Source organism: Paenibacillus favisporus, from assembly GCF_040545415.1.
Lineage (GTDB): Bacteria > Bacillota > Bacilli > Paenibacillales > Paenibacillaceae > Paenibacillus_AQ > Paenibacillus_AQ favisporus.
Map to the genome: position 1 here is coordinate 475,673 of NZ_JBEPLV010000001.1, position 22,745 is coordinate 498,417.

Below are 22,745 nucleotides of genomic sequence, written 5' to 3' on the forward strand. Positions count from 1 at the left end.
CAAAAGTATTCGGGAAGGCAATAACGAATTTATGGAAGCGCGCAGCGTTTCGGTCCGGACGGGTGGATTTGGTATAATAAAGAGAAGCGGCATTGAACAAAAGAAACTTGGAATCGCGGAACTTTAGGTTGGAGGAAGAATCATGTTTTTGAACAAAGGAGAAATATTATTCAGACAGGGGGACAGCGGGGAGTTTTTATACCATATCAAGAGCGGTTTGTTCAAGGTAACACGGCTCCATAAAAACGGGAACAGCGTTCTGTTTAACGTGCTTTATCCAGGGGAAACGGTCCCTCACCATTCGTTGATCACCCCGAAGGATATCCACGGTACGGCAACGGCCCTGATGCGCAGCGAAGTCGAGAAAATTCCGGCAGAGGAGTGGTACCGCGAGCTCCGTGAGCACCCGGAGAAGGCGCTTGAAATCGCCCTTTTGCTGCAGGAAAAGGTGCGCTTTATGCAGCAGCGGATCGACCACCTAACCGTCGGGACTCCGGCCGAGAGGCTGGCGCTGCTGACCGATTGGCTGGACAGCTACGCCCACGGTATCCACTTTACCGAGCTGCTGACCCAGGAGGAGATCGGCCAGCTGATCGGTGTACGCAGGGAAACGATCAACCGGCTGCTCCGGGGGCATTAACATAACGCCATCCAGCCATCCGCCATACGCGAACGGTCCGGTAAACAAACAAAGGGGCTGCCCCCAGGTTCAGAGAACCTGAATGGGGCAGCCCCTTTGTGCATTTTAGTAAATCGTATTGGCTGGTTTGAAATCGTATTGGCTAAATCAGCGCATCGCATTAGCTAACTCAGAGCATTGCATTGACCAATCCGTGCGTTGCATTGGCTTCAAATGACACCGTAGTCCGATAGGCGGGTTATCCCGCCAGCTGATAAGCTGACCGAGCGTGGCCCGCCGCCGATACGTTAGTCGAGCTGGCCTGCCGGGCCGAAAAATTCGTAATGGATCCGCTCTGCGGGGATTCCCAGCTCCTTAAGGGCGCTGTAGACGGTGCGCATGAACGGAACCGGGCCGCAGAAGTAAAAATCAGCGCTTGGATCGACGATTTGCTGCAGCCATGCAGCGTCGATATATCCGGTTTTATGGCAGCTGTCGCCCTCAAGCGGTGTCTCATAGCAGAGGTAGGACGACATTTGCGGATGCGCACTTTCAAGGTCGGCGATATGCTCCTTCATCGCATGATGGCTTCCGTTAATCGCGGCGTGAACATAAGTGACTTTACGGGCCGGCTGTTCTTTCAGCAGCGTCTCCAGCATGCTGACCATTGGCGTCAGGCCAACCCCGCCGCTGATCAGTACGACGGGAATGTCTTGGGTCTGATCCAGCGTAAACGTGCCTGCCGGTGCACTGATTTCAAGGACGGTGCCTTCTTGGGCGTGCTCGTGCAGATAGTTGGAGACGACGCCTGCGGGTTTACCTGGCGCGGCATCTTCGCGGCGCACCGAAATCCGGTAGGAAGAACCGCCCGGCGCAGCGGACAAGCTGTAGTGGCGGATCTGCGTATACGGCTGGCCTTCAGGCTGCACGCGCACCGTGATGTATTGTCCCGGCAAATAAGAGGCGATTGGTTCACCGTCTTGCGGTTTTAAATAGAAGGAAGTGATCACTTCGCTCTCCTTCACTCTCCGTTCCACGACGAATGGGCGGAAACCGGACCAGCCTCCTGGTGCGGCTTCAGCTTCCCGGTACATTTCCGCTTCCACGCTGATAAATGCGTCTGCAATGACGCCATAAGCCTCTTTCCAGGCTTCGAGAATTTCCGGCGTGGCCGCATCGCCAAGAACTTCCTTGATGGCCCCAAGCAAATACTGCCCGACGATCGGGTAATGCTCCGGCTTGATTTGCAGGGCCCGGTGCTTCTGCCCGATCTGCTTGACGGCTGGAATGATATCCTCCAGATGATCGATATGCGCGGCTGCAGCATAGACGGCGCCCGCCAGGGCGGCCGACTGCCGACCTTGGCGCTGGTTGGCATGGTTGAATATGTTCAGAAGCTCTGGATGATCCTTGAAGAGATTGTTATAAAAGACGGATGTAATGGACTGTCCGTGTACTTCCAGTACCGGAACGGTCGATTTGATCGTATCAATGGTTTGTTGGCTCAGCATAAAGGGTTCCTTCTTTCAACGTAATATTTAACGATTTCATAAGTTAAGTATAGAAAAGCCGATAACCCTTTATTGTGATTTCAGTCACATAAAAAATTGACATTGTGTGAACTTGAATTTACGTTCTGAAGACATGATCCGACGGAATAGGGCATAGGATATGACACGGTATCACGGTATCATTCCTGAAATCTGGATGACAGCGCCTGCGGCATAGAAGCCCTTTTTTTAGGTATAAGAAAGTTATAAGTTTCGGAGACTGGTTTCCTTATATCGCAACCAAAACTATCATATAAAAGCGGTCCGGCTTCTTGGAATGCACGACGAAAGACGTTTCTAACGCATTCTCCTCAGCAAGCTGTTTAGCAGGCAGTGCAACTGTGGTATAATAAGTATAGAAGTTATCAAACAAAAGAAAGGATCAGGATACCATGTGTCCCCGAAGGAACATTCCCCAAAGGACGATTTGGAAACGTTATGATCTCTCTTACACTTAGCTTCCATCGTAGAGAACAAGCGCCCGGATATTGGGTTGTGACAAACTTCTCGCGAAAGAAGGAAGCTTAAGATGCGAAGGACTCGGTCCTACAGGTTTCTTCCCGCGGAAGTTAGTCGCGTCCCTGACGAACTAACTACGATGAGGGGTAACCTGTATGAGGAAGAAAGACCATGTAATTTCAACGCTTCGACCAATCGCTATTATGATGTTAGGTACTTTTTTGCTGGCTTTTACGTATTATCACATTAATTTTCAGAATCATCTGTCCGAGGGCGGCTTCGTTGGCCTGTCGCTGCTCGGCAAGTACGCATTCGGTTTTGACCCGGCAGTGACCGTGCTGATCCTGGATATTCCGGTGATCCTGGTTGCGCTGCTGCTGAATGGACGCAAATTTATTGTGAACACGCTTGTGGCGACCGTTTCGTTTTCCGTTTTTTACGATCTGATGGAACGCTACTCTGTGCTTGACATCAATCTTCACGGCAACCTGCTGCTGGCAGCGCTGCTGTCAGGCGTCTTGTCCGGCTTTGCGACCGGACTGGTGCTGCGGTTCGGAGGAGCGACAGGCGGCGACGATATCGTGTCACTGCTGCTAAGCCGTCTCACCGGCCTTAAAGTCGGCACCGTATTTATTCTGCTCGATGCGGCCGTCCTGCTCGTATCCTTGTTCTACCTGCCTTTGCAGGAAACGTTGTTTACGATTTTGGCCGTGAGCATTGCAGGGAAAATGATTACGTATACAGTCTCGTTTCGTGCGCATCGTACCTCGCCGGCAGCGGGAGATGTCGCACCTAAGATGACCGCGGGGCAGAAACAGCCTGCAGCCAAACCCGTTCACAAAGTTCGGAGTGTCCACTGATAGATAACCGCCTGGTTCCTGAGGGAATCAGGCGGTTTGCTGTTTATGGCAGGGCGGGGGGCTCCGTAAGGAGTCTCCCGCGAAGACATACCACAAATCGCTCGATTTTGCCGTCTTGCGTGAACGCTGGCATGAACAGCATCACGAATAACTTCGATTGCTCTCGATTTTGCCGTCTTTGCCGTGAACGATGGCATGGACATCGTGTTTCGAGGCGTAGTCTTCCGCTTCGTCCATGGCTTCCTTCTTCGATCCAAAAGTCGACAAGGGCTTGTCTTTGCCTTCCACCTTGAGCGCCCATCCGTCCTCATGGGTGACGACATGGACGTCGGCATCGCCGCCCCGGCCGCTGCGGGACCGGGAGGTCTTGCCTGCGTGCTCGTCATGCTCGTCATCCGAACGGCCGGATGCATGCTTCGATTGCCCTTCCTCACCGGCAGGGTGGTCCTCATTCCACTTTTCCGCCTGAGCGGTGCCGATGGCAATGGCGCGCCCTTCCTCGTAGCCTTCCTCGAGCAGCGCATTGGCGATTTCGACCGCCTTATTCCGCACCCGGGGCTCCAAGTTTTTCATGGATACAGGGTAATCATGCTTATTCCAAGGCATTGTCAATCCCTCCAAACCAGTTCTCGTTTACCCCTATATTACCCGGCGCCGCGCGAATCAAACGATGTTCATCCGCCCAATATGCATTATAATGGAAAAGATTGAGAATAAAGGAGTGAGGAATCGTGATCATGCAGATGCTGCTGGTACTGCTCTTGACGGGGATCATCCATACCGTGGACAGCCTTTCCTATGCTCTGCGGCTCGGCGGGCTGCGCAGCCGGCGGATTACGCTGGCCCTGTCCTTGTCGGGGCTGCTTGTGATCGTGTCGAGGACTTCCAACATGGCGCAGGGGCCGATGGTCGGCAGCATGGTGGACAAGGCGCTGGCGTCTGCCTCCTTTCATTTGGAGTCGAGGCTGCATTGGATCATCGCCGCCGCTACAGCCGGTACAGCCGCAGCCATGCTGCTGTTTCCGAGCGTGGTGCGGATTTGCTCGCGGCTGGTCGTCCATTTGGAGGCCGCCGGTTCCATCCCGCAAATGGTAAAGCAGCTGACTGCCGGGCGAAAATGGAAGAACGGGGCGGCGTACGTCAAGCTCCCGAATCTCCAGATGCTGCGCAGCCTGTTTCGGGGCCGCCTGCCCAGACGCCTGATGGCGATCAATATGGCCGTCACGGCCATTTATACCGTCGGCGTGCTGTCCGCGCTGTATGCCGCCTATCTATGGCCGGAATCCCGGCTGGCGGCATCGACCTCCTCCGGTCTGATCAACGGGGTGGCGACGATTCTGCTGACGCTGCTCGTCGACCCGCGGATCGCCCTGATGTCGGACCGGACGCTGCGGGGAGAGTCGCGTCTGGGGCGGATGAATCAGGTGCTCGGCCTGATGCTCGTATCCCGCTGCGCCGGGACGATCGCGGCCCAGCTGCTGCTCGTTCCCTGCGCGTTCTGGATCGGCTGGCTTATCTCCGGCTGACCTAAAGCAGCCGGAAAAAAGGAACGCGCATGAAAAAGAGGGTAAGGCTGCAAGCCTTACCCTCTTTTCGTATAAAGAACGAACCCCAGCGCCTATCGCTTGCTGGTCTCGCATAGAACGGCAGTGCCGTTTATTCAAACAGCACTTTATATTCGGAATATCCTTCCTTATCCAGGTCTTCCTTCGGAATAAAGCGAAGCGCCGCGGAGTTGATGCAGTAGCGGAGGCCGTTCGGCCCCGGTCCATCGTCAAATACATGGCCCAGATGAGAATCCGAGCCTTTGCTGCGCACTTCGGTCCGTACCATCATATGGCTCAGGTCCAGCTTCTCTTTAATGTGGTAATCGCGGATCGGCCGGGTAAAGCTCGGCCAGCCGCAGCCGGAATCATATTTGTCCGTGGAGCTGAACAGCGGCTCGCCGGATACGATGTCGACGTAAATGCCGTCGCCGTGATGATCCCAGAACTCGTTTTGGAACGGGCGCTCCGTGGCGTTGTTCTGGGTGACTTCGTATTGAAGCGGCGTCAGGCGCTGTTTCAGCTCTTCCTTGTTTATCTTGGGAGCCCAGTGCTTCTCCAGGAAGTCATCGCGGCCCGATCCTTTCCGGTACCGTTTGTAATGTCCCGGGTTTTTCTTGTGGTAATCCTGGTGGTAATCTTCCGCTTCATAGAACGGGCCGGCAGGCAAAATCGGCGTGACGATCGGCTTGTCAAAGCGGCCGCTTCTTTCGAGCGCCTGCTTGGACGCTTCAGCTTTCTCGCGCTGCTCCTCGCTGTGATAGAAAATAGCGGTCTGGTAGGAAGAGCCGCGATCGTAGAACTGCCCGCCCGCATCGGTTGGATCGATCTGCTGCCAGAACAGCTCGAGCAGCTTTTCATAAGGAAAAATGTCCGGGTTGAACGTAATCTGCACCGCTTCCACATGCCCTGTCGTTTCAGAGCATACTTCCTCGTAAGTCGGGTTTGGCTTATGGCCGCCGGTATATCCGGACACGATGCTGACGATGCCCGGCAGCTCCTCAAACGGGGTTACCATGCACCAAAAGCATCCACCCGCAAAAGTGGCTTTATGTTCAACTGGCTGTACGTCGCTCATGATATCACTCCGTTTCTTTCAAATCGTAAGTAAGGTGTACAACTCCATTATAATCCATCCACGCAAGGGAACCAAGGTGCCCGGTTATTTCGGTCTCGTGCGGGAGAGGCGGCGGTACATTACCGCGATCAGTCCGAGCAAGAGGACATAAGCGGAGGCCGCAGCGGCGGAGATCCACGGGTGCGCAGACAGATTGCCGCCCAGGTAGGCATACAGCAGGATGCCCGGCACTTTGCCGATCCCGGAAGCGGCGGTGTAGCTCCAGAAGGGAAGCGCCGCGGCCCCGGCGAATATATTGACCGCCATCTGCGGAACGATCGGAATAACCCGCGCAGCGGCGATACTGACAAACGGATGCGTTTCAATGAATGCGGTGAAAGTCTGCAGCGGCTTGATCCGTTCCAGATACCTCCTGCCCCGGTCCCGAAACAGGTAGCGGACAAGTCCGTACAGAATCGTGGCCGCCAGCATCGTTCCGATCCAGGAGACGACCGCCGCCCACAGGGTACCGTAAGCGTAGCCGAGCGCCGCGATGACCAGCTTAAAGGGAACGACAGGGAACAGGGCGACCAGGGCGGCTATTCCGACCAGCAGAAGGAATGACGGCCTTTCGCCCAGCGCCTCCATGATCGCGTCCCGGTACAGGAAAGCCCAAACGAGCAGAAGGATGTACAAGAGGGGCAGCAGCCATTTTTTCATCGTGATTTCCTTTCCACTTAGCCTATAATCTCCATCATACCAAAAATTAATGAATAAAAATCATAGTAATTGCCTTAGAGTTTTGCTATAATGATTCCAACAAGTGAATAGTTCCCAAAGGGGAGTAGCTCATGCAATAAAGTCGTCATTACGGGATCGGTATCCCCGGCTTTATTGGCAACGATTATGTTGTTTTGCGAGACCTTTGCCTGATTTTTCATTAGGTAAAGGTCTTTTTTGGTGGGCAAAAAGCGCCATTTTACCTAATGAAGGTAAGGGGCGCTTTTTTTAGTGCGGCGACTAATCATTCTATCTATATAGAATGAACTAAAGAAATGAAGGTTATAGGTAAAACTTTAGTTCATTCTATCTCAAACAACAGAAAGGTGGAAATCGTATGGAATTGTTTACTATGGCATTTTGGGCAGCACTCATGTCCATCGTCATCATTGACCTGGTTCTTGCCGGCGATAACGCCATTGTAATCGGGCTCGCCGCACGGAACGTCAAAAAAGAAGACCAGAAAAAAGTCATTATTTGGGGGACCGTCGGTGCCGTCGTCATCCGGGTTATCGCTACGCTGCTCGTCGTGCAGCTGCTGCTGATTCCGGGACTGCGGCTTGTCGGGGGAATCGCGCTTGTATGGATCGCGTATAAGCTGCTGATTGACGAAAAAAAGCACGACATATCCGCAGGCAACCAAATGTGGGCGGCCATCCGCACGATCATTATCGCCGATGCCATGATGGGTCTCGACAACGTGCTGGCGGTAGCCGGAGCGGCCCATGGAGACTTCCTGCTCGTCATTATCGGACTGGCGATTTCGGTGCCGATTATGGTATGGGGCAGCACGATTATTCTGAAGCTGACGGAACGCTTCCCGGTCATTATTACGATCGGTGCGGCGGTGCTCGCCTGGACGGCATCCAAAATGCTGGTGGAAGAGCCGCTGATTCACGACTGGTTTGCCAGCCCGATCCTGAAGTACGGGTTTGAAGTGGTGGTCATTGCCGCCGTCGTTGCTTTGGGACTGATGACCAAAAAGAAAAAGCAGAAGGAAAACCGGGCGGCAGAGTCGATGTAACGGCTTAAATTTGCCGGCCAAAAGCGGTATAATGGGTATCTGTCCGGCATGTCCGGAAGGTTCGTTGGATTGGAGAAAGGTGGACCATAGGCATGAATGTAATAAACCATAAGCGAAAGGTTGCGCTGACGGGGCTCGGGGACATCGCCCACAAGGTATATCTTCCGCTGCTGGCCCACCACGAGAAGGTGGAGGTTGCCGGGGTGATGAGCCGCTCCGAAGCTACGGTGCAGCGCGTGACGCAGACTTACCGGTTTCCTCAGGGGACGACCGATCTGGAAGAACTGCTGTCATGGAACCTGGACGCCGTTTTTGTCCACAGCCCGACAGAAACCCATTATGACGTGGTCAAAGCCTGTTTGGAACGCGGGGTATCCGTCTATGTCGATAAGCCGCTGACGACGGATCTCGCCAAGTCCAGGGAACTGGCCGCTCTGGCTTCAAAGAAAGGACTGCTGCTCGCGGTAGGCTTTAACCGCCGGTTTGCTCCATTATATGTGCGGGCAAAGGCATGGGTCGAGGAGACCGGCGGATTTGTTCAGGCCGCTGCAGCCAAGCACCGGACCACCCTGCAGAAGGGGAGCAGCAGCGACACGATTTACGACGATCTGATCCATATGCTGGACCTGCTGCTCTGGCTGGGCGGAGGTGATTACGAGCTGCTTCATCACCATCTAAGCGAAGATGAACAGGGCCGGCTGCTGCACACCTCCGGCGATCTGGGCCTCGGCCGGAACGTCACAGGAAGGTACGGTATGATCCGGCAGGCCGGAGCGGATATGGAGAAGCTCGAGCTGCACGGAAGCGGCCGGTCGGCGGAAATCGTTAATCTGGAGCATGCGGTTCTGTATGAGCATGGAAGGCCGCCCGAGACCCGCGAATTTGGAAGCTGGGATACGATCCTGCATCGGCGCGGCTTCAGTGGGGCCGTAGATCATTTTCTGGAACATCTTGCTTCTCCGGAAGACTGTACTATTCGCGCCGAGCGGGTCATGCGCAGCCATGAGCTGGCATCGAGACTGGCGGAGCAGCAGAAGGGGGGAACTGACAATGGATGAACGGCAGAAGTCGCTGGAAGAAGGTATCGTGGAAAGCTACCGGCAGGATGAGGATATGATGATCCTGGTTTTTGCCCAGTGGTGCGTCAATCACGGATTGGACCCCCTGGAGCTGTACCGGCAGGCGTACCCGCAGCAGGGTGACAACGAGCGACTGCAGCGGGTGCTGGACCTGACCGTACCTAAAGAGGAGGCCGGGCCGATTCCGGACGATACTGTGCTTGGCGTGTTGTCGCTGTTCGGCAACGAAGACTTGGCGTTTGTCGTATCCGAAACGATCGCGGCGAGAGCCAAAAAATAAGCACCAGCAATTTTGGCTGCAGCATTGAATGGTTAAAGCAGCCCAGAAGCCATGCCCCGGATACGGGGCATGGCTTCTTTGCTCATAGGGCGGGAGAGCGTTATTTGCGGCCGGTATAACTCGCGGATGCTTCCAGCGCACTTTTCACCGCCTTCAAATATTGATAGCCGTGATGCCGGTCCGGTTCAAGGTAAGCTCCCTCCGCCCATTCGTTCCAGGCGTTGATAAACAGAAACTCGCTGCGGTACAGCCGGCTTGCCCTTTCGATCTGTCTCGCCAGATACCAGCCGAACTTGCGCGGGGAAGCGCCCATGCTGCTTTGCCCGTTGGCGCCGAGCCGCGGCGTGTTGTCCCAGTTGACGAAAGCGCCCGGGAAAATCGTCTCCCCGGCACGATGAGGCGAACGGTTCAATATGTTTTCCCAGACATGATCATAATCCACAACGATGTGCGGGTCGCCGCCGTACGTATTGACATAGCTCCAGATTTGCTGGGAACGGCTGTGACCGAACGTATAGTGCGGTTCGAACTCCAAGCTTGCTTCGAAGCCAGCTTGGTTGGGAAGGGGGAACCCCCCTAGCGTGCGCACAAAATAGATGCCTTCAAGCCCGTTTCTCCGGGCCAAATCGTTCCATAACCGGATCATCTCCTCGCAGCGGGGGATGTTCCCGGGCCGATAGATGATAAACATCGGTTTCTCTTGAACACGAATGTATCTCTCATCCCGGAAGGCATCCAGCAGCGCATAAAAGTGCTCTTCCCAGTCACGTTCATCCCCGTAATCCTGCGGCATCAGCAGGTGATGATCACCGCCGTCCCATCTCCGGGTCCACGGCTCGTTGGCCCAGGACAGGCAGAACGGGATCCGGGGCTCACCCAGCCGCAGCACTTCGTTAAAAGGCTTTTCGAGCAGCCGCTTTCCTTTGAACCAGTAGTGGTAATAACAAAAGCCGTAAATCCCGTAGGACTGAGCGGTGTCCGCTTGCCACATCCGCGCGGCAGGGTCGGTCAAATCGTAGTAATACTGATCGAAGGGCTCATTGGGCTGCCTGTGCCCCGGGTACAAGGGGACGGCCTTTCGGGTATTTGTCCACTCGGTAAAACCCTCCCCCCACCACAAATCGTTTTCGGGTATCGGGTGAAACTGCGGCAGTAAAAACGCGATAAGCTTCAAGTTGACTTACCTCCCATACAACTTCGACGGCGGTTCAATTCTGATCCCTGCAGGCTGCCCGGATGGGATGCAGTCTTAGCGCCGGGCGGCGAGATGGAGCAGCTTCAGCACCATTTGCAGGCACGAATTGCGGTACTTGCTGCCGTACAGAGCGTTGGTCGACACATACCGCATGAGCTCGGGCCGGTCCCAATAATAGCCGAGTTTTTCCTGCAGGTCGCCGGCGGAGCGGAAGATGACGATATCTTCGTCCGGCCGCATGTACTCGTATAGATTGGGATCGTTCTCCGCCAGCAGAAAGCCTCCGCACGCGCCAATGGCCAAAACCTGCCCGGGCTCCGGCTGCGCATAAATGATTACGGTGGCCCCATTATAATATTCCTGGATATCGGCCAGCGGCCGCACGCAGGTTACGCCGTCTTCGGGCTGCCATCCTAAGCCCATGGCAAACACTTTTTTGTCCACGAGCAGCGGCTTCATGCCTGCGAACATCTCCCGGGTACGAGGATCCGCATTTCCGATGAACAGAATGTCGGATTGATAAGCGATGTTTACGGTTTTGGGGAAATACACGGATGGATCCGCGGCAAAAGGCAAATATACGATCTGTCTGCAGCCCATATAGCGGTATAGAGGAATGTGATTGATATTTTGCGTGAATACGAGGTCGAATGCATCCGCAATCGAAGGCAGCTGTTCGGCAGGAGCAGCGGCATCCGCCAGCCAGACCGCTTTTACTGGGGAGCCGGACAGGACCGGATCCCGCAATTCGTCAAAAAAGTTCGGATCGGGATTGCCAAGCACCAGCAGGAGATCGAACGGAATGGCAGTCAGCCCTGTGGGCAGGCTACAGAGGTGCTTCACGGGAGCGGCCGCCTGTGTGACCAGCCTGAGCCCGTCAAGAATGGACTGTTCGGTATGCCAATGACTATCTTCCGAGAGCAGTGACCGCACAAGAACTTTCATTTGTTTGGTATCCACCGGGCCCGGGGGTTTGCGTGCTTCGTCTAATTCAGCGAGAACGGTTGGCGCCGCTGCCGGTTGTTCGGAAGGGACGGTTTCCGTTTCGGCAGCAACGGGGGGGCCTGGCAGACTTGGGACCGCGCCGGGAAGGGGAGCTGGTGCCTGCGGTGTTCCTCCGCCGTTTTTCTTCAGCACGCGGACCACCATTTTGGCGATGCGCTGCTCGGTAACGGGATGCAAACGGATCTGGGTGCGGCGGGATCGCACGCGGCTCCTTTTTTTGTTCATGGCGTTTGATTTCCCTCCTCATCGCCTTAGCATAGTGTCATACCAGTGTATGGTTGTATCGTGAAAGCTGCCCCACGGACAACTGACCTGAAAAGGAAAAAAAGGGCGGATGCTGAAGCCGGCAGCACAAAAAAACCGGCGCTTATCCGCGCCGGCTACAGCCTGTCTTATCCGATGTTCTAGTTCGGCGAACGGACGCCGATCCCGGTCTGGATCTGCTCCCTGTTCTCCATGCGGTATTCCTTGGGCGACTTGCCGAACCGGGACCGGAATACCCGGTGGAAATACGTATAGCTGCCGAATCCCGAAGTTTCCGCAATGTCTTCGAGCGACATCGGACTAAACACGATCCGCTCGCGGGCCATTTCCAGCCGGACGTCCAGCGTATATTGCATAATGCTCGTCCCAAAGGCTTCTTTAAACAGATGGACCGCCCTCGAGACGCTGATGCCGACATGTGAAGCGACATCCTCCAGCTTGAAGGATAACGAGGCGTGTTCTTCAATAAAATGCTTCATGCGGTAAGCCAGGTACGTTCTCGGGGTCGTGGAGGGATGCTCGCTTAGGAGGCGGTCCGTTTCGAGGCATAAAATCCTCATGTAGTATCCGGATATTTCGGGATACGGGTTGGACATTCTACGCTGCTCCAGCACGATCTGGCGGAACAGGCTGAGCAGGCTCTCGTTAAGCGGGACGCGGATGCGCGTCGGCCGTTTCTGCTTGGCCCACCACTGGTCGATCCATTCCCCGCCGAAGAAAATATGATAGTCGCCGCTTTCTACGGCAAGCTCGCCCTGAGCGTTCGGCTCCTCGCCGATCAACAGCTCGTACGGCTCGTCAGGGGAATAAATCAACAGATCGCCCGATTCGACGGGAACAAGCTCACCGTCTACCAGTGCGCGGCATCTTCCGTCGGTCTGCAGACGCATGAGGTAATTTTTAACGCCGTCCATCTCGCTCATGTAGAACGGTTTATGATGAAATGAAAATCCTGCTGTATAAATGTGCACTGAATCTTGGGTGGACATGATAGGGCTCCCTTTGCAATCAAAAAAATAATGACCAGATTGTTCATGTTTCGATCATATAATTCATTTTAATATAAATAAATTCGGAATACCATGTTACTAGATTGTTGAATACGCATTCAGCATCGTAAGGAGTGACTTTCGTGGAGAACAAAATGAAAGCCGGCATTATCGGCTGCGGCAACATCAGTGCCATTTACCTGGAAAATTTGAAGAAAAGCCCGGTTGTTGAAGTGGTGGCGGTTGCCGATCTGGTGACTGAACGCGCCCAAGCGCGGGCTGAAGAGTTTGGGATTGCAAACGCATACACCGTGGATGAGCTGCTTGGTGACAAAGAGATTGAGCTCGTCATCAACCTGACGATTCCCGGCAGCCATGCCTCCATCGATTTGGCGGCGCTTGAAGCCGGCAAGCATGTATACGCAGAGAAGCCGCTGGCAACCTCGCTGCAGGACGGCAAGCGCGTGGTTGAACTGGCCGAGCAGAAAGGCCTGCGCGCCGGAAGCGCGCCGGATACGTTCCTCGGATCAGGCGTGCAGACCGCCAAAGCGGCGATCGAAGCCGGGAAGATCGGTATACCGGTGGCGGCAACCGCATTTATGATGGGCGGCGGCCCCGAGGGGTGGCATCCGGACCCTGAATTTTTCTACGCGCCGGGCGGCGGTCCGATGCTGGATATGGGTCCGTATTACCTGACAGCGCTGGTTGAGCTGCTGGGCTCGATCCGCCGGATCAGCGCCTCGGTAGGTGCTCAGATCCCGATGCGGACCATCGGCTCGGGGCCGAAGAGCGGCCAGCAGATTCAGGTGCAGACACCGACCCACCTGGCCGGCACCATCGATTTTAAACAAGGTGCCATCGCCACGATGATAACCAGCTTTGATATTAAAGCCGGGGCCAATCTGCCGTGGATTGAAATTTACGGTACGGAAGGGACGCTCAGCCTGCCGGATCCGAATTTCTTTAACGGCGACGTCAAGCTTCGTCCCAGCGGTTCCAGCGAATGGGAAGTGCTGACGCCCGTTTTTGAGAGCACCCAGAACGAACGCGGCCGCGGCGTAAACGACATGGTCGAAGCGATCCGCTCGGGGCGCAAGCACCGGGCCAACGGCAACCTGGCCTACCACGTGCTGGAAGCCATGTATGCTTTTGAAGAGTCATCCATCAGCGGCAGCCATGTCGTACTTGAGAGCAGCCATGAATAACGGTCATCCCAATAAGATGGCCTATAAGCGAACACAGGGGTGAACCAATATGTTGAAGCTTGGCCTGCAGTTATATACGGTTCGTGAAGAAATGGAAAAGGATTTTGAGGGTACGTTGAAGAAAGTAGCAGAGCTGGGTTATCAGGGCGTGGAATTCCACACCTTCTTCGGACGCTCCAGCGCCGAGGTCAAGAAGCTGCTGGACGAGAACGGGCTGGTCGCCATCGGGACCCATACGCCGTACGACCGGATGCAAAACGCACTGGACGAGGAAATCGCCTATAACAAGGAGATCGGCAACAGCAGCCTGATCGTTCCGTACCTTGGCGAGGAGCAGCGTAAGTGGGACGAGGTGTTTGACAACCTGAAGCGTATCGGCGAGAAATGCGCCGCGCAGGGGGCCACACTGCTGTACCATAACCACGATTTTGAATTTACGGAAACACGCGGCGAGGAAACGGTGTTCGATGCGATGTACGAAGCAGTGCCCGCCGACCTGCTGAAGGTGGAGCTGGATACGTGCTGGGTATATTTTGCCGGCTACGATCCGGTGGAGTACATCGAGAAGTATGCGGGACGCCTTCCGATTGTGCACTGGAAGGACGTCAAGCGGAAAGAGGACGGCACGCCGCAGACGGTCGAGCTCGGCGCAGGCGAAGTCAACCTGGAAGCCGTAGCCGAAGCAGCGGATCAAGCCGGCGTGGAATGGATCGTTGTGGAGCAGGATTTCTGTGAAAGACCACCGCTCGAAAGCATTGCAGCCAGCATGGAATGGATCAAATCTTATGCCAGAAACGGAGGACCCGTAAATGTCTAGCTCAAGCAAAACCCTGAAAATCGGCATCATCGGCTGCGGAGGAATCGCCAACGGCAAGCATATGCCGAGTCTCAAGAAGCAGCCTCAGGCGGAAATGGTCGCGTTCTGCGATATCGTGCAGGAGCGCGCCGAGAAGGCCGCTGCCGAATTCGGCGCAGAAGGCGCCAAAGTGTATACAGATTTCCGCGAACTGCTGAAGGACGCAAGCATCGACGTCATTCATGTATGTACGCCGAACGATTCCCACTCCGTCATTTCGGTGGCGGCGCTGGAAGCCGGCAAGCATGTCATGTGCGAGAAGCCGATGGCCAAGACGGCCGCCGAGGCCAAAGCGATGGTGGAAGCCGCCAAGCGCACCGGCAAGAAGCTGACGATCGGCTACCAGAACCGCTTCCGCAATGACAGCCAATACTTGAAGGAGCTGTGCGAGAACGGGGAGCTCGGCGACATTTATTACGGTAAAGCGCTGGCCATCCGCCGCCGTGCCGTTCCGACCTGGGGCGTGTTCCTTGACGAAGAGAAGCAGGGCGGGGGACCACTGATCGATATCGGCACCCACGCGCTCGACCTGACGCTGTGGCTGATGGACAACTATAAGCCGAAGAGCGTGCTCGGGAGCACCTTCCACAAGCTGGGCCATAAAGAGAATGCGGCCAACGCGTTCGGCCCGTGGAACCCGGAAGAGTTCAAGGTAGAGGATTCCGCCTTCGGTTTCATCACGATGCAGAACGGCGCAACGATCGTGCTGGAGTCCAGCTGGGCGCTGAACGTCGTGGAAACCGGGGAAGCGAAGACGGTTCTTGCCGGCACGGAAGGCGGGGCCGACATGAAGGACGGCCTGCGCATCAACGGCGAGAAAATGAGCCGCCTCTATGAAACTACGGTGGATCTGAACGCCGGCGGTGTAGCCTTTTACTCCGGGTCTGCAGAGACCGATGCCGACAAGGAGCAGCGCCTGTGGCTCGAAGCCATCCTGGAAGATAAAGAGCCGGTGGTCAAGCCGGAGCAGGCCTATGTGGTTACGCAGATTCTGGAAGCCATTTACGAGTCTGCCAAAACAGGCAAAGCCGTTTATTTTGAGGAATAGTCATCCTTTGCATAGAAGCAATTATTTATAGCTACGATAACCAAGAATGAGGAGGAGTACACTTGAAACTGGGAGTATTTATGGTATTGTTTGGTGGACGCAAACTGGAGGACGCTTTGGACTATGTCGTCTCAAAAGGATTGAAGGCTGTTGAAATCGGAACAGGGGGCAATCCCGGCAACGCGCACTGCAAGCCGGCTGAGCTGCTGAAGGACGAAGCCGCATTGAAGCAATTCAAGGACGCAATCGAGTCACGCGGCCTGACGATCAGCTCGCTGAGCTGCCACGGCAACCCGCTGCATCCGCAGAAGCATCTGGCCCAAGCCGACCACGAGGATTTCGTGAACTCGGTGCTGCTGGCTGAGAAATTGGGCGTTGAAGTAGTCACCACGTTCTCCGGATGCCCTGGCGACCATGAGGATGCCAAATATCCGAACTGGCCGGTAGCGCCTTGGCCAAACGATTATCAGGAAGTGCTCGCATGGCAGTGGGAGAACAAAGTCATCCCTTACTGGACCGAACAAGCGAAGTTTGCCAAAGAGCATAACGTAAAAATCGCGCTTGAGCTCCACGGCGGATTCTCGGTGCATACACCTGCGACACTGCTCCGCCTGCGCGAAGCTGCCGGCGAAACGATCGGCGCCAACCTGGATCCGAGCCACATGTGGTGGCAGGGTATCGATCCGGTGCAGGCGATCCACATTTTGGGCCGTGAGGGTGCGATCCATCACTTCCATGCAAAGGATACCGTGATCGATCCGATCAATGTTAACAAATACGGCCTGACCGATATGCAGTCCTACACGAACATGCTGGACCGCGCTTGGCAGTTCCGCAGCGTAGGCTACGGACACGATGTGAAAACGTGGGCTGACATTATCAGCGCACTGCGCCTCGTCGGCTATGATTATGTCGTCAGCATCGAGCATGAAGACGGCCTGATGTCTGTTGAAGAAGGCTTCTCCAAAGCCGTTCAAAACCTGCAGCAAGTACTTATTGAAGAGCCACTCGGTGAGATGTGGTGGGTCTAGGGGGATAAACCATTGATTAATGTAACCATTTGGAACGAATTCGTTCATGAAAATATCCACGATGAAGTAAAGGCAGTCTATCCGGAAGGCATTCATGCCGCACTGGCCGCAGGGCTGGACGGCAACGGCTTTGCGATTACAACGGCGACGCTGGACCAGCCGGAGCATGGATTGACCGAAGAAGTGCTGAATGCCACGGACGTGCTCGTATGGTGGGGCCATATGGCCCACGACCAGGTCAGCGACGAAGTGGTGGCGCGTGTCGTAAAACGCGTGCTTGGCGGCATGGGACTCATCGTGCTGCACTCCGGCCATTTCTCTAAACCGTTTAAAGCGTTGATGGGAACCTCCTGCGACCTCAAGTGGAGAGAAGCAGGGGAGCAGGAAATCATTTGGAACGTGAATCCGTCCCATCCGATTTCCATGGGCATTGACGCCAAGATTATCCTCGAGCATGAGGAAATGTACGGCGAATTTTTCGATATTCCGGCTCCGGATGAGCTCGTGTTTATCAGTAATTTCGAAGGCGGCGAAGTGTTCAGAAGCGGATGCACCTTCCGCAGAGGCCAAGGGAAGATCTTCTATTTCCGGCCAGGCCATGAGACGTTCCCGACCTATTACCAGCCGGAAATCCTGAAAGTCATCGCCAACGCGATCAATTGGGCGTATCCTCTCCAAACGCCGGCTCCGGTATTCGGCAACATGCAGCCGGTCAGAGAGCTGAAGCCGGCGGCAGTATTGTAAGCTTTCGCAAGGCACATCAGCCTAAAGCGGCGGTCCAACCGCCGCTTTTTTGCTTGCTTGCAGAGCATGCATGATTTTCGGATGATCTGCAAATCATGGGGTCAGCAAGGAATCGGGAGTCCCTTTTTGCAAGGGAAAGAACATTTGCGGAGCTTTCCAGCAGTTGTCTTGTTTCATTTTGAGCAAAAATGTGGTAAAATGAAATATACTAACTTAATGTAAGCGTTCATGAGACGTAACTGTTTACATGGATTCTGTAAAGAGGTGAAGATCATGAATCAACAACAATTTAACATGTGTCCGCGATTCGAAAATGCTTTCTCCATATTAGGAAAACGCTGGAACGGCTTGATCGTCTTTTCCCTGATGGATGGTCCGAAACGGTTCAAGGATATATCGAAATTAATTCCTTCGATGAGCGATAAGATGCTGTCCGAACGCATGAAAGACTTGGAAACGGAAGGAATTCTGGTTCGGCACGTTTATCCCGAAACGCCTGTCCGTATCGAATATGAGCTGACGGATAAAGGCCGTGCGCTGCGTCCCGTTATGGAGCAGGTTCAAGAGTGGGCAGAACAGTGGGTTGAGCTGTAAAACCGTCCGAAAGGTACGGTTCTGCGGGAACCCCGTTAACGACAAACCTTCCTTCCATTAAGGAGGGTTTTTGTTAATTATAGGAAAAGACTTGCACTAAATGACGGAGTCTGTAGTATAATTGGTAAAAAACTGCCTTTTCGGCGTATAAGGAGGCGGATGACGATGAGGAAGATCTTACTCTCCCAGGGAATCGGGTACGGCAAGGACGATGTACACGAGCTTGAAAGCGCTTCGGTCAAGGTTCGGGGCATTTACGACAAGACACTCAGCATGCTGAGCCGGTATTGGCCGGAATCGATTTGGAAACGCTGGACCTTAGACAGGCCTGCTCAGGCGTCACCTGCCGACGAAGACAAAGACAAGAGCAGTACGATTTTTCAGAAATGGATTCAAGGTCCTACGGGCTGGAAATGCATCGGCTGTGAGCGGCATAATGTCGAGAGTCTTGATGCGAATCATGCCTCGGACGGAACGTCCAAGCATGAATACATCTTTCACAACGGCCGGCATCAGAGCATGCTGCTGCAGGTCATCATCTGGTCCCAATACGAAGAAATCACCATGTTTCACCCCTTTCTCGGCGACACTCCTTTTTTCACAGAAGAAGAACTGGAGGTCATCTCCACTTATTTTGTGCCTACCTATGTCCATGAAGCCCCTCTGATTCAGCTTGGCAAAAGTTACAAGAAACACAACACGAAATTTCCGATCTACCAGGAATATATTTCAGCTCCGCCGCTGATGCTGCAGTTTGGGGGAGAGGTGCTGGAAGGCACGTGGATGACAGGCGTATACGTGGATCAGGCGAATTTTCTCGGTTTGGGCCCTTATTTGAAAAATACCGACGGCACACGGACGTTCATGGAGCCTCTTATCGATTCATAGGAAACATCTGCCGGAATGCGCGGATTATGCGGGCCCGGCTCGAATATGGTAAAATAGAGTCCTCAGGGGAGGGCTCTATTTGCGTTTTGGAAGAGTCCTGCGAGATTGCGGAAGCAAAGGTGGTTATTCGATGAGGAAGCCGGTTTTACACGCTGCATTCATCATGTTGATCATAGCAACACTGCTGCTGACAGGCTGCAAACAAGCCGACCAGGAGGAGGCATCGGCCAACGTTTATTCGAATGACGTCAATGGGGAGGTCTCTCTCTCGGAAAAAGACGGCTTCTTCTCACCGGCGGTCATCCAAAATTTACGACAATATTTGCAGCAGGGCGTGACGGTTCGGGAAGGGCTGAAGAGAAGCGGCATCGTCGGTTTCAGCGATAACGGCAGCGTCCTGACGATCAGCCAGGTGTCCCTGGATCCTTTATTTGAGTGGGCATTTGAAATCAATGGCAAGAAGCTGGGCAAAGACAATCTTGACACCGTCCTGCAGGACCATGACGAAATTTCCATCAACATTCAGTACGCTGACCCTAAAAAGGACGGGAAAGATGCAAAGGCTCCCGAATTTACCGTGCTGAAGCTGGACGGCGGGTCCATGAAGCCTGATATGACGCATTCTTATGTAATTCCGTACACCAATAATCAAAGCGTCAGGGACGTTATGGCGCACAGCGGTTTCGTGAAGCTGACGGACAATAAAATGTACGTAGACACCGTCCAGGGGTACAGTCCCAAATCGGTGGAGAAGTGGGTCGTCAAGGTGAACGGGAAGGAACTGGTGGACAGCGGTTTGGAAATGAAGCTGACGCCGCAGGATGAAGTGGAAATCAGGCTGGAACGGGCAAGCGTATAATAGCAAAACAAGCAAATCGACAAGCAAATGGACAAGCCCGAATTGAGCTGACAGCGAATGTGAAATGAACGTCTGGCTTAAATGATACATGTCGTGCGTAAAAGGAAGGGTACCCCTATGTGGATGAATGAGAAGATCAAGGCTTCTGAGGTGGAATTAACCGGCTTGAACGGCGAGGATATCGGAATCGTCCCGACCAGGGAAGCATTGGCCATGGCCCGCAAGCTGAAAGTGGACCTCGTCTGCACGTCGCTGATGAGCAGTCCACCGCCGTGCCGGCTGGTGGCTGCCGCCGACGCCAAGAAGGAAGCCCAGGCAGCCAAAGCCAAATCTTCCGACCGGGTAGTCAAGGTAAAGGAGATCCGGCTGACCCCGAACATCGAGGAGCACGATCTGGACACGAAGAAGCAGCAGGCCGCGCGAATATTACAAGCGGGAAATGCAGTCATGCTGGTGGTCCGGGTGCAGGGCAAGGAGGGCGCCGCCGCCAAGGTTCTGCTGGAGGAACTGGTTCGGGAATTAAAGGAGTGGGGCCGCGCCAAAACAGGCATCCAGGTGAGCGGCAAGCAGGTTGCCGTACAGATCGATCCGGTCGCATAAATAAAAGACAAAGCCCCCGGGCGCCGTTTATTCAGGCACTCAGGGGCTTTTCTGCGGTTCGGGTTAGTCATTAAGCGATCTCCAGCCGTCGAGGTCGTGAACGGACACCCCAGCGAATGAGGTATTGACCTGCGCCAATTGCTGCAGCTTGCCTAGCTGGGAGTCCATATAAGCTTTTCCTTCCTCATAGAAGGTAATAAATTCGCCTTCACTGCTCGGCTTCGTTTCGACAGAAGCAAAGGCCGGTTTGCCGAGATAGTTCGCCTCTTCCAGTTCGCGCTTAGCGGTGCTGTAGATGCCATCGGCGGTATCCCGATAGGACATGATCGCAACGGCGTCATATTGGCTGATCATGAAGCGGCTCAGCGTGCTTGTTCCGTCCGCTGTCGTATAGTTGCAGAGCCAAAACGGAATATCGGCTGCAACTGGAAGATTCATTTCACGCACATTATCGGTTAAATACTGGACGTTCTCCTGCCATTGGCGGATGACCGAGGTCTGGTCCGACTTCCATTGAGGCAGCACGTGGGGTTCGATGTCGACATGAACGCCCTGGAACTTCTCGTCCTCTGCAGCGCCGTTCTGGTACGCCTTCACCCAATCGAGGAAGCTTGTGATTTTGTAACGTTCCGACGTAAGTCCCCAGGACGGGGCACCGCTGAGCGCATCGACCCGGATATCCAAAGCTCCGGCCTGCTTAATGAAGCTCTTATAATAGGAAGCAGGAATATCGCTGTTGGTCTGGAGATAAATCGTACGGACGCCGTGATCGGCCGAAAATTTCAGCATCTCCTTGGCTTCCGTCTTGATCAGCACCGTGTTCCACAGCCAGGTGGCTTTAGTGTAACCTTCCGCTTTAGCCTCATTTCCGGGGAAGAGACCCGCGGCAAACCATAATACAACGAAGGCGGCAATCCATCCTGAACGCAATGAATATTTACTTGACATGACAATCGTACACTCCTTTATGTGATATGCGGTACTACCTGATTCGATGGACCCTCTTTCACGACAAACACGATTCCTTATGACCAGATCTGGCAGCGGGTAAGGCATATGATGTTCCTGGTATTGGCGGATCTCAGTCCTCCTTACAAGGATCTGTAGTCTGATAGCAGGCCCACGACATAATAGGTAGATCTGCGTAGTGGATGAGTCCTTGGAAATAGGTGCTATCCAATTGATCGGTTCTTTATTCCGCATTATATATAGGTCTTAAGAATCATTTAATAGTATATGAAGAAAGCGCTTTAATGAATATAGGTATTTGGAAGGGTGAAGAGAGAAAAATTAGAGGAAGGTATAGGAGGGAATGGAAGCCAGTTTGAGCCTTTTTGCGCAAGAAAAAACCTCTGCGCTGGCGCACAGAGGGATGGGATGCATTCTCTTAAATCCGGCATATTTCCTTCGGGCAATGCTCACAGTGACAGATGCCCTGCAGATGAGAAATGTCGTTAATGACAATCAGGCCGTCCACAATGTCCACCGCACCGCATCTGCGGAGGTCGCCCAGCATCCGGTTGACGCTTTCGCGTGTAGCTCCGATCAGGTTCGACAGATCCGTGTTGGTAAGCTTTTTATGGATGATGATACGTCCTCCGATATGTTCTCCGTACGTATTGCCGAGCCGGATCAGTGTCGAACAGAGCGCGCCGGGCTTGCCGTACATCATGAGATCCCGGAACTTGGTCTGCGTGAGGCGGTGATGGTTGCCCATCCATTTCATAAAGTCCATCGCAAAAGCGCCGTCCTGGCAAATGAGGAATTCCATATCCTGCTGGTCGATTACGCCGACGACGCTGTCCTCAAACACCTCGGCGGTATAACTGTGCGTACGGCTGCCGATCGGGTCGGCCTGGCCGACGATATCGCCGCTTGTATACATATAGACGATAAGCTCTTTCCCTTCGACCGAGGATTTGCTTAATTTAACGCATCCGCTGTAGATATAGTAAAATCTGTCGGCAGCATCCCCTTCCCAGAACAGGTGGGAACCCGCAGGCATCTTTATTTCCGTCATCATGGAAAGCATCCGTGTGAAGTTGGCGTCCGAGAAGCAGCATGTATTCCGGACCGTGTCCTCGAGTGCAGGCAGTGTGCTCATCGTTCATTTCCCCTTTTTGGCTTGCTGTAATGTGATTGCCTTTATCCATATTATAGCGGGAATACGAGCGGCTGAGTGCGCGCCGGGCGGGCGAAAAGTGTCAAAATTCTA

At 54.2% G+C, this 22,745-nt stretch carries 24 protein-coding genes; 15 read left to right on the plus strand and 9 right to left on the minus strand.

All coding sequences use genetic code 11. The features are described from left to right. Positions 1–142 precede the first annotated feature (142 nt). Positions 143–640, plus strand: a complete 498-nt coding sequence (locus ABID47_RS02225) for a Crp/Fnr family transcriptional regulator (protein WP_105444605.1) — start codon at positions 143–145, stop codon at positions 638–640. A gap of 287 nt (positions 641–927) precedes the next feature. Here ABID47_RS02225 and hmpA read toward each other — a convergent pair whose 3' ends face one another. Continuing rightward, entirely contained in the window at positions 928–2,130 is a 1,203-nt protein-coding gene (gene hmpA, locus ABID47_RS02230; protein WP_354494775.1) for an NO-inducible flavohemoprotein, read from the minus strand. Between the two features lie 653 nt (positions 2,131–2,783). Here hmpA and ABID47_RS02235 point away from each other — a divergent pair. After that, positions 2,784–3,488 (plus strand): YitT family protein, encoded by a 705-nt coding sequence (locus ABID47_RS02235; RefSeq protein ID WP_116229609.1) that lies wholly within the window; start codon positions 2,784–2,786, stop codon positions 3,486–3,488. Between the two features lie 141 nt (positions 3,489–3,629). On the opposite strand, the gene ABID47_RS02240 is transcribed toward ABID47_RS02235, so the two are convergent. Continuing rightward, positions 3,630–4,094 (minus strand): DUF2188 domain-containing protein, encoded by a 465-nt coding sequence (locus ABID47_RS02240; protein WP_354494778.1) that lies wholly within the window; start codon positions 4,092–4,094, stop codon positions 3,630–3,632. 131 nt (positions 4,095–4,225) lie between these two features. Here ABID47_RS02240 and ABID47_RS02245 point away from each other — a divergent pair, with 131 nt between their 5' ends. Continuing rightward, positions 4,226–5,014 (plus strand): lipid II flippase Amj family protein, encoded by a 789-nt coding sequence (locus ABID47_RS02245; RefSeq protein ID WP_354495683.1) that lies wholly within the window; start codon positions 4,226–4,228, stop codon positions 5,012–5,014. Between the two features lie 130 nt (positions 5,015–5,144). On the opposite strand, the gene msrA is transcribed toward ABID47_RS02245, so the two are convergent. Together msrA and ABID47_RS02255 are read right to left on the minus strand one after the other, a co-directional pair. Beyond that, positions 5,145–6,110 (minus strand): peptide-methionine (S)-S-oxide reductase MsrA, encoded by a 966-nt coding sequence (gene msrA / locus ABID47_RS02250; RefSeq protein ID WP_212984398.1) that lies wholly within the window; start codon positions 6,108–6,110, stop codon positions 5,145–5,147. 84 nt (positions 6,111–6,194) lie between these two features. Beyond that, a complete protein-coding gene (locus ABID47_RS02255; RefSeq protein ID WP_354494781.1) occupies positions 6,195–6,809 on the minus strand; it encodes a TVP38/TMEM64 family protein in 615 nt (204 codons plus the stop codon). 397 nt (positions 6,810–7,206) lie between these two features. Here ABID47_RS02255 and ABID47_RS02260 point away from each other — a divergent pair, with 397 nt between their 5' ends. From ABID47_RS02260 to ABID47_RS02270, 3 genes are all read left to right on the plus strand, one after another. Continuing rightward, the gene (locus ABID47_RS02260; protein WP_076169968.1) at positions 7,207–7,893 is read left to right on the plus strand and encodes a TerC family protein; all 687 of its coding nucleotides are present in this window, start codon (positions 7,207–7,209) and stop codon (positions 7,891–7,893) included. Between the two features lie 92 nt (positions 7,894–7,985). Then, positions 7,986–8,951: a Gfo/Idh/MocA family protein gene (locus ABID47_RS02265; protein WP_354494783.1), complete on the plus strand. Its 966-nt coding sequence runs from the start codon at positions 7,986–7,988 to the stop codon at positions 8,949–8,951. Further along, positions 8,944–9,252 carry a hypothetical protein gene (locus tag ABID47_RS02270; protein WP_076169969.1) on the plus strand — a complete coding sequence of 103 codons (309 nt, stop codon included), beginning with the start codon at positions 8,944–8,946 and terminating at the stop codon, positions 9,250–9,252. Before ABID47_RS02265 ends, ABID47_RS02270 begins: the two co-directional genes overlap by 8 nt. A 100-nt stretch (positions 9,253–9,352) precedes the next feature. On the opposite strand, the gene ABID47_RS02275 is transcribed toward ABID47_RS02270, so the two are convergent. The 3 genes from ABID47_RS02275 to ABID47_RS02285 all read right to left on the minus strand — a co-directional run bounded on the left by ABID47_RS02275 (position 9,353) and on the right by ABID47_RS02285 (position 12,705). Further along, on the minus strand, positions 9,353–10,426 hold the full coding sequence (locus tag ABID47_RS02275; protein ID WP_354494785.1) for a glycosyltransferase WbsX family protein: 1,074 nt from the start codon (positions 10,424–10,426) through the stop codon (positions 9,353–9,355). Positions 10,427–10,501: 75 nt separating this feature from the next. Next, entirely contained in the window at positions 10,502–11,677 is a 1,176-nt protein-coding gene (locus tag ABID47_RS02280; RefSeq protein ID WP_354494786.1) for a glycosyltransferase family protein, read from the minus strand. A 179-nt stretch (positions 11,678–11,856) separates the two neighbouring features. Next, the gene (locus ABID47_RS02285; protein ID WP_116229617.1) at positions 11,857–12,705 is read right to left on the minus strand and encodes an AraC family transcriptional regulator; all 849 of its coding nucleotides are present in this window, start codon (positions 12,703–12,705) and stop codon (positions 11,857–11,859) included. Between the two features lie 155 nt (positions 12,706–12,860). On the opposite strand from ABID47_RS02285, the gene ABID47_RS02290 reads away from it, so the two are divergent. The 9 genes from ABID47_RS02290 (at position 12,861) to infC (ending at position 20,530) form a co-directional block, all read left to right on the plus strand. Beyond that, the gene (locus ABID47_RS02290) at positions 12,861–13,910 is read left to right on the plus strand and encodes a Gfo/Idh/MocA family protein (protein WP_354495685.1); all 1,050 of its coding nucleotides are present in this window, start codon (positions 12,861–12,863) and stop codon (positions 13,908–13,910) included. Between the two features lie 49 nt (positions 13,911–13,959). Beyond that, entirely contained in the window at positions 13,960–14,727 is a 768-nt protein-coding gene (locus ABID47_RS02295) for a sugar phosphate isomerase/epimerase family protein (protein ID WP_145023761.1), read from the plus strand. Next, a complete protein-coding gene (locus ABID47_RS02300; protein ID WP_076169974.1) occupies positions 14,720–15,814 on the plus strand; it encodes a Gfo/Idh/MocA family protein in 1,095 nt (364 codons plus the stop codon). The genes ABID47_RS02295 and ABID47_RS02300 overlap by 8 nt, the downstream gene beginning before the upstream one ends. 62 nt (positions 15,815–15,876) lie before the next feature. Further along, positions 15,877–16,845: a sugar phosphate isomerase/epimerase family protein gene (locus tag ABID47_RS02305; protein WP_089548117.1), complete on the plus strand. Its 969-nt coding sequence runs from the start codon at positions 15,877–15,879 to the stop codon at positions 16,843–16,845. 12 nt (positions 16,846–16,857) lie between these two features. Next, the gene (locus ABID47_RS02310) at positions 16,858–17,589 is read left to right on the plus strand and encodes a ThuA domain-containing protein (protein ID WP_076169976.1); all 732 of its coding nucleotides are present in this window, start codon (positions 16,858–16,860) and stop codon (positions 17,587–17,589) included. A 273-nt stretch (positions 17,590–17,862) separates the two neighbouring features. Beyond that, a complete protein-coding gene (locus tag ABID47_RS02315) occupies positions 17,863–18,183 on the plus strand; it encodes a winged helix-turn-helix transcriptional regulator (RefSeq protein ID WP_076169977.1) in 321 nt (106 codons plus the stop codon). A gap of 165 nt (positions 18,184–18,348) precedes the next feature. Further along, positions 18,349–19,071 carry a hypothetical protein gene (locus tag ABID47_RS02320; protein WP_354494790.1) on the plus strand — a complete coding sequence of 241 codons (723 nt, stop codon included), beginning with the start codon at positions 18,349–18,351 and terminating at the stop codon, positions 19,069–19,071. A gap of 130 nt (positions 19,072–19,201) precedes the next feature. After that, the gene (locus ABID47_RS02325) at positions 19,202–19,930 is read left to right on the plus strand and encodes a hypothetical protein (RefSeq protein ID WP_354494792.1); all 729 of its coding nucleotides are present in this window, start codon (positions 19,202–19,204) and stop codon (positions 19,928–19,930) included. A 117-nt stretch (positions 19,931–20,047) separates the two neighbouring features. Further along, positions 20,048–20,530, plus strand: a complete 483-nt coding sequence (gene infC / locus ABID47_RS02330) for a translation initiation factor IF-3 (RefSeq protein WP_354494794.1) — start codon at positions 20,048–20,050, stop codon at positions 20,528–20,530. A gap of 63 nt (positions 20,531–20,593) precedes the next feature. On the opposite strand, the gene ABID47_RS02335 is transcribed toward infC, so the two are convergent. Both ABID47_RS02335 and ABID47_RS02340 read right to left on the minus strand, forming a co-directional pair. After that, positions 20,594–21,478: a hypothetical protein gene (locus ABID47_RS02335; RefSeq protein ID WP_089548113.1), complete on the minus strand. Its 885-nt coding sequence runs from the start codon at positions 21,476–21,478 to the stop codon at positions 20,594–20,596. A 439-nt stretch (positions 21,479–21,917) separates the two neighbouring features. Continuing rightward, positions 21,918–22,634 carry a Crp/Fnr family transcriptional regulator gene (locus ABID47_RS02340; protein ID WP_354494797.1) on the minus strand — a complete coding sequence of 239 codons (717 nt, stop codon included), beginning with the start codon at positions 22,632–22,634 and terminating at the stop codon, positions 21,918–21,920. Positions 22,635–22,745: the final 111 nt, after the last annotated feature.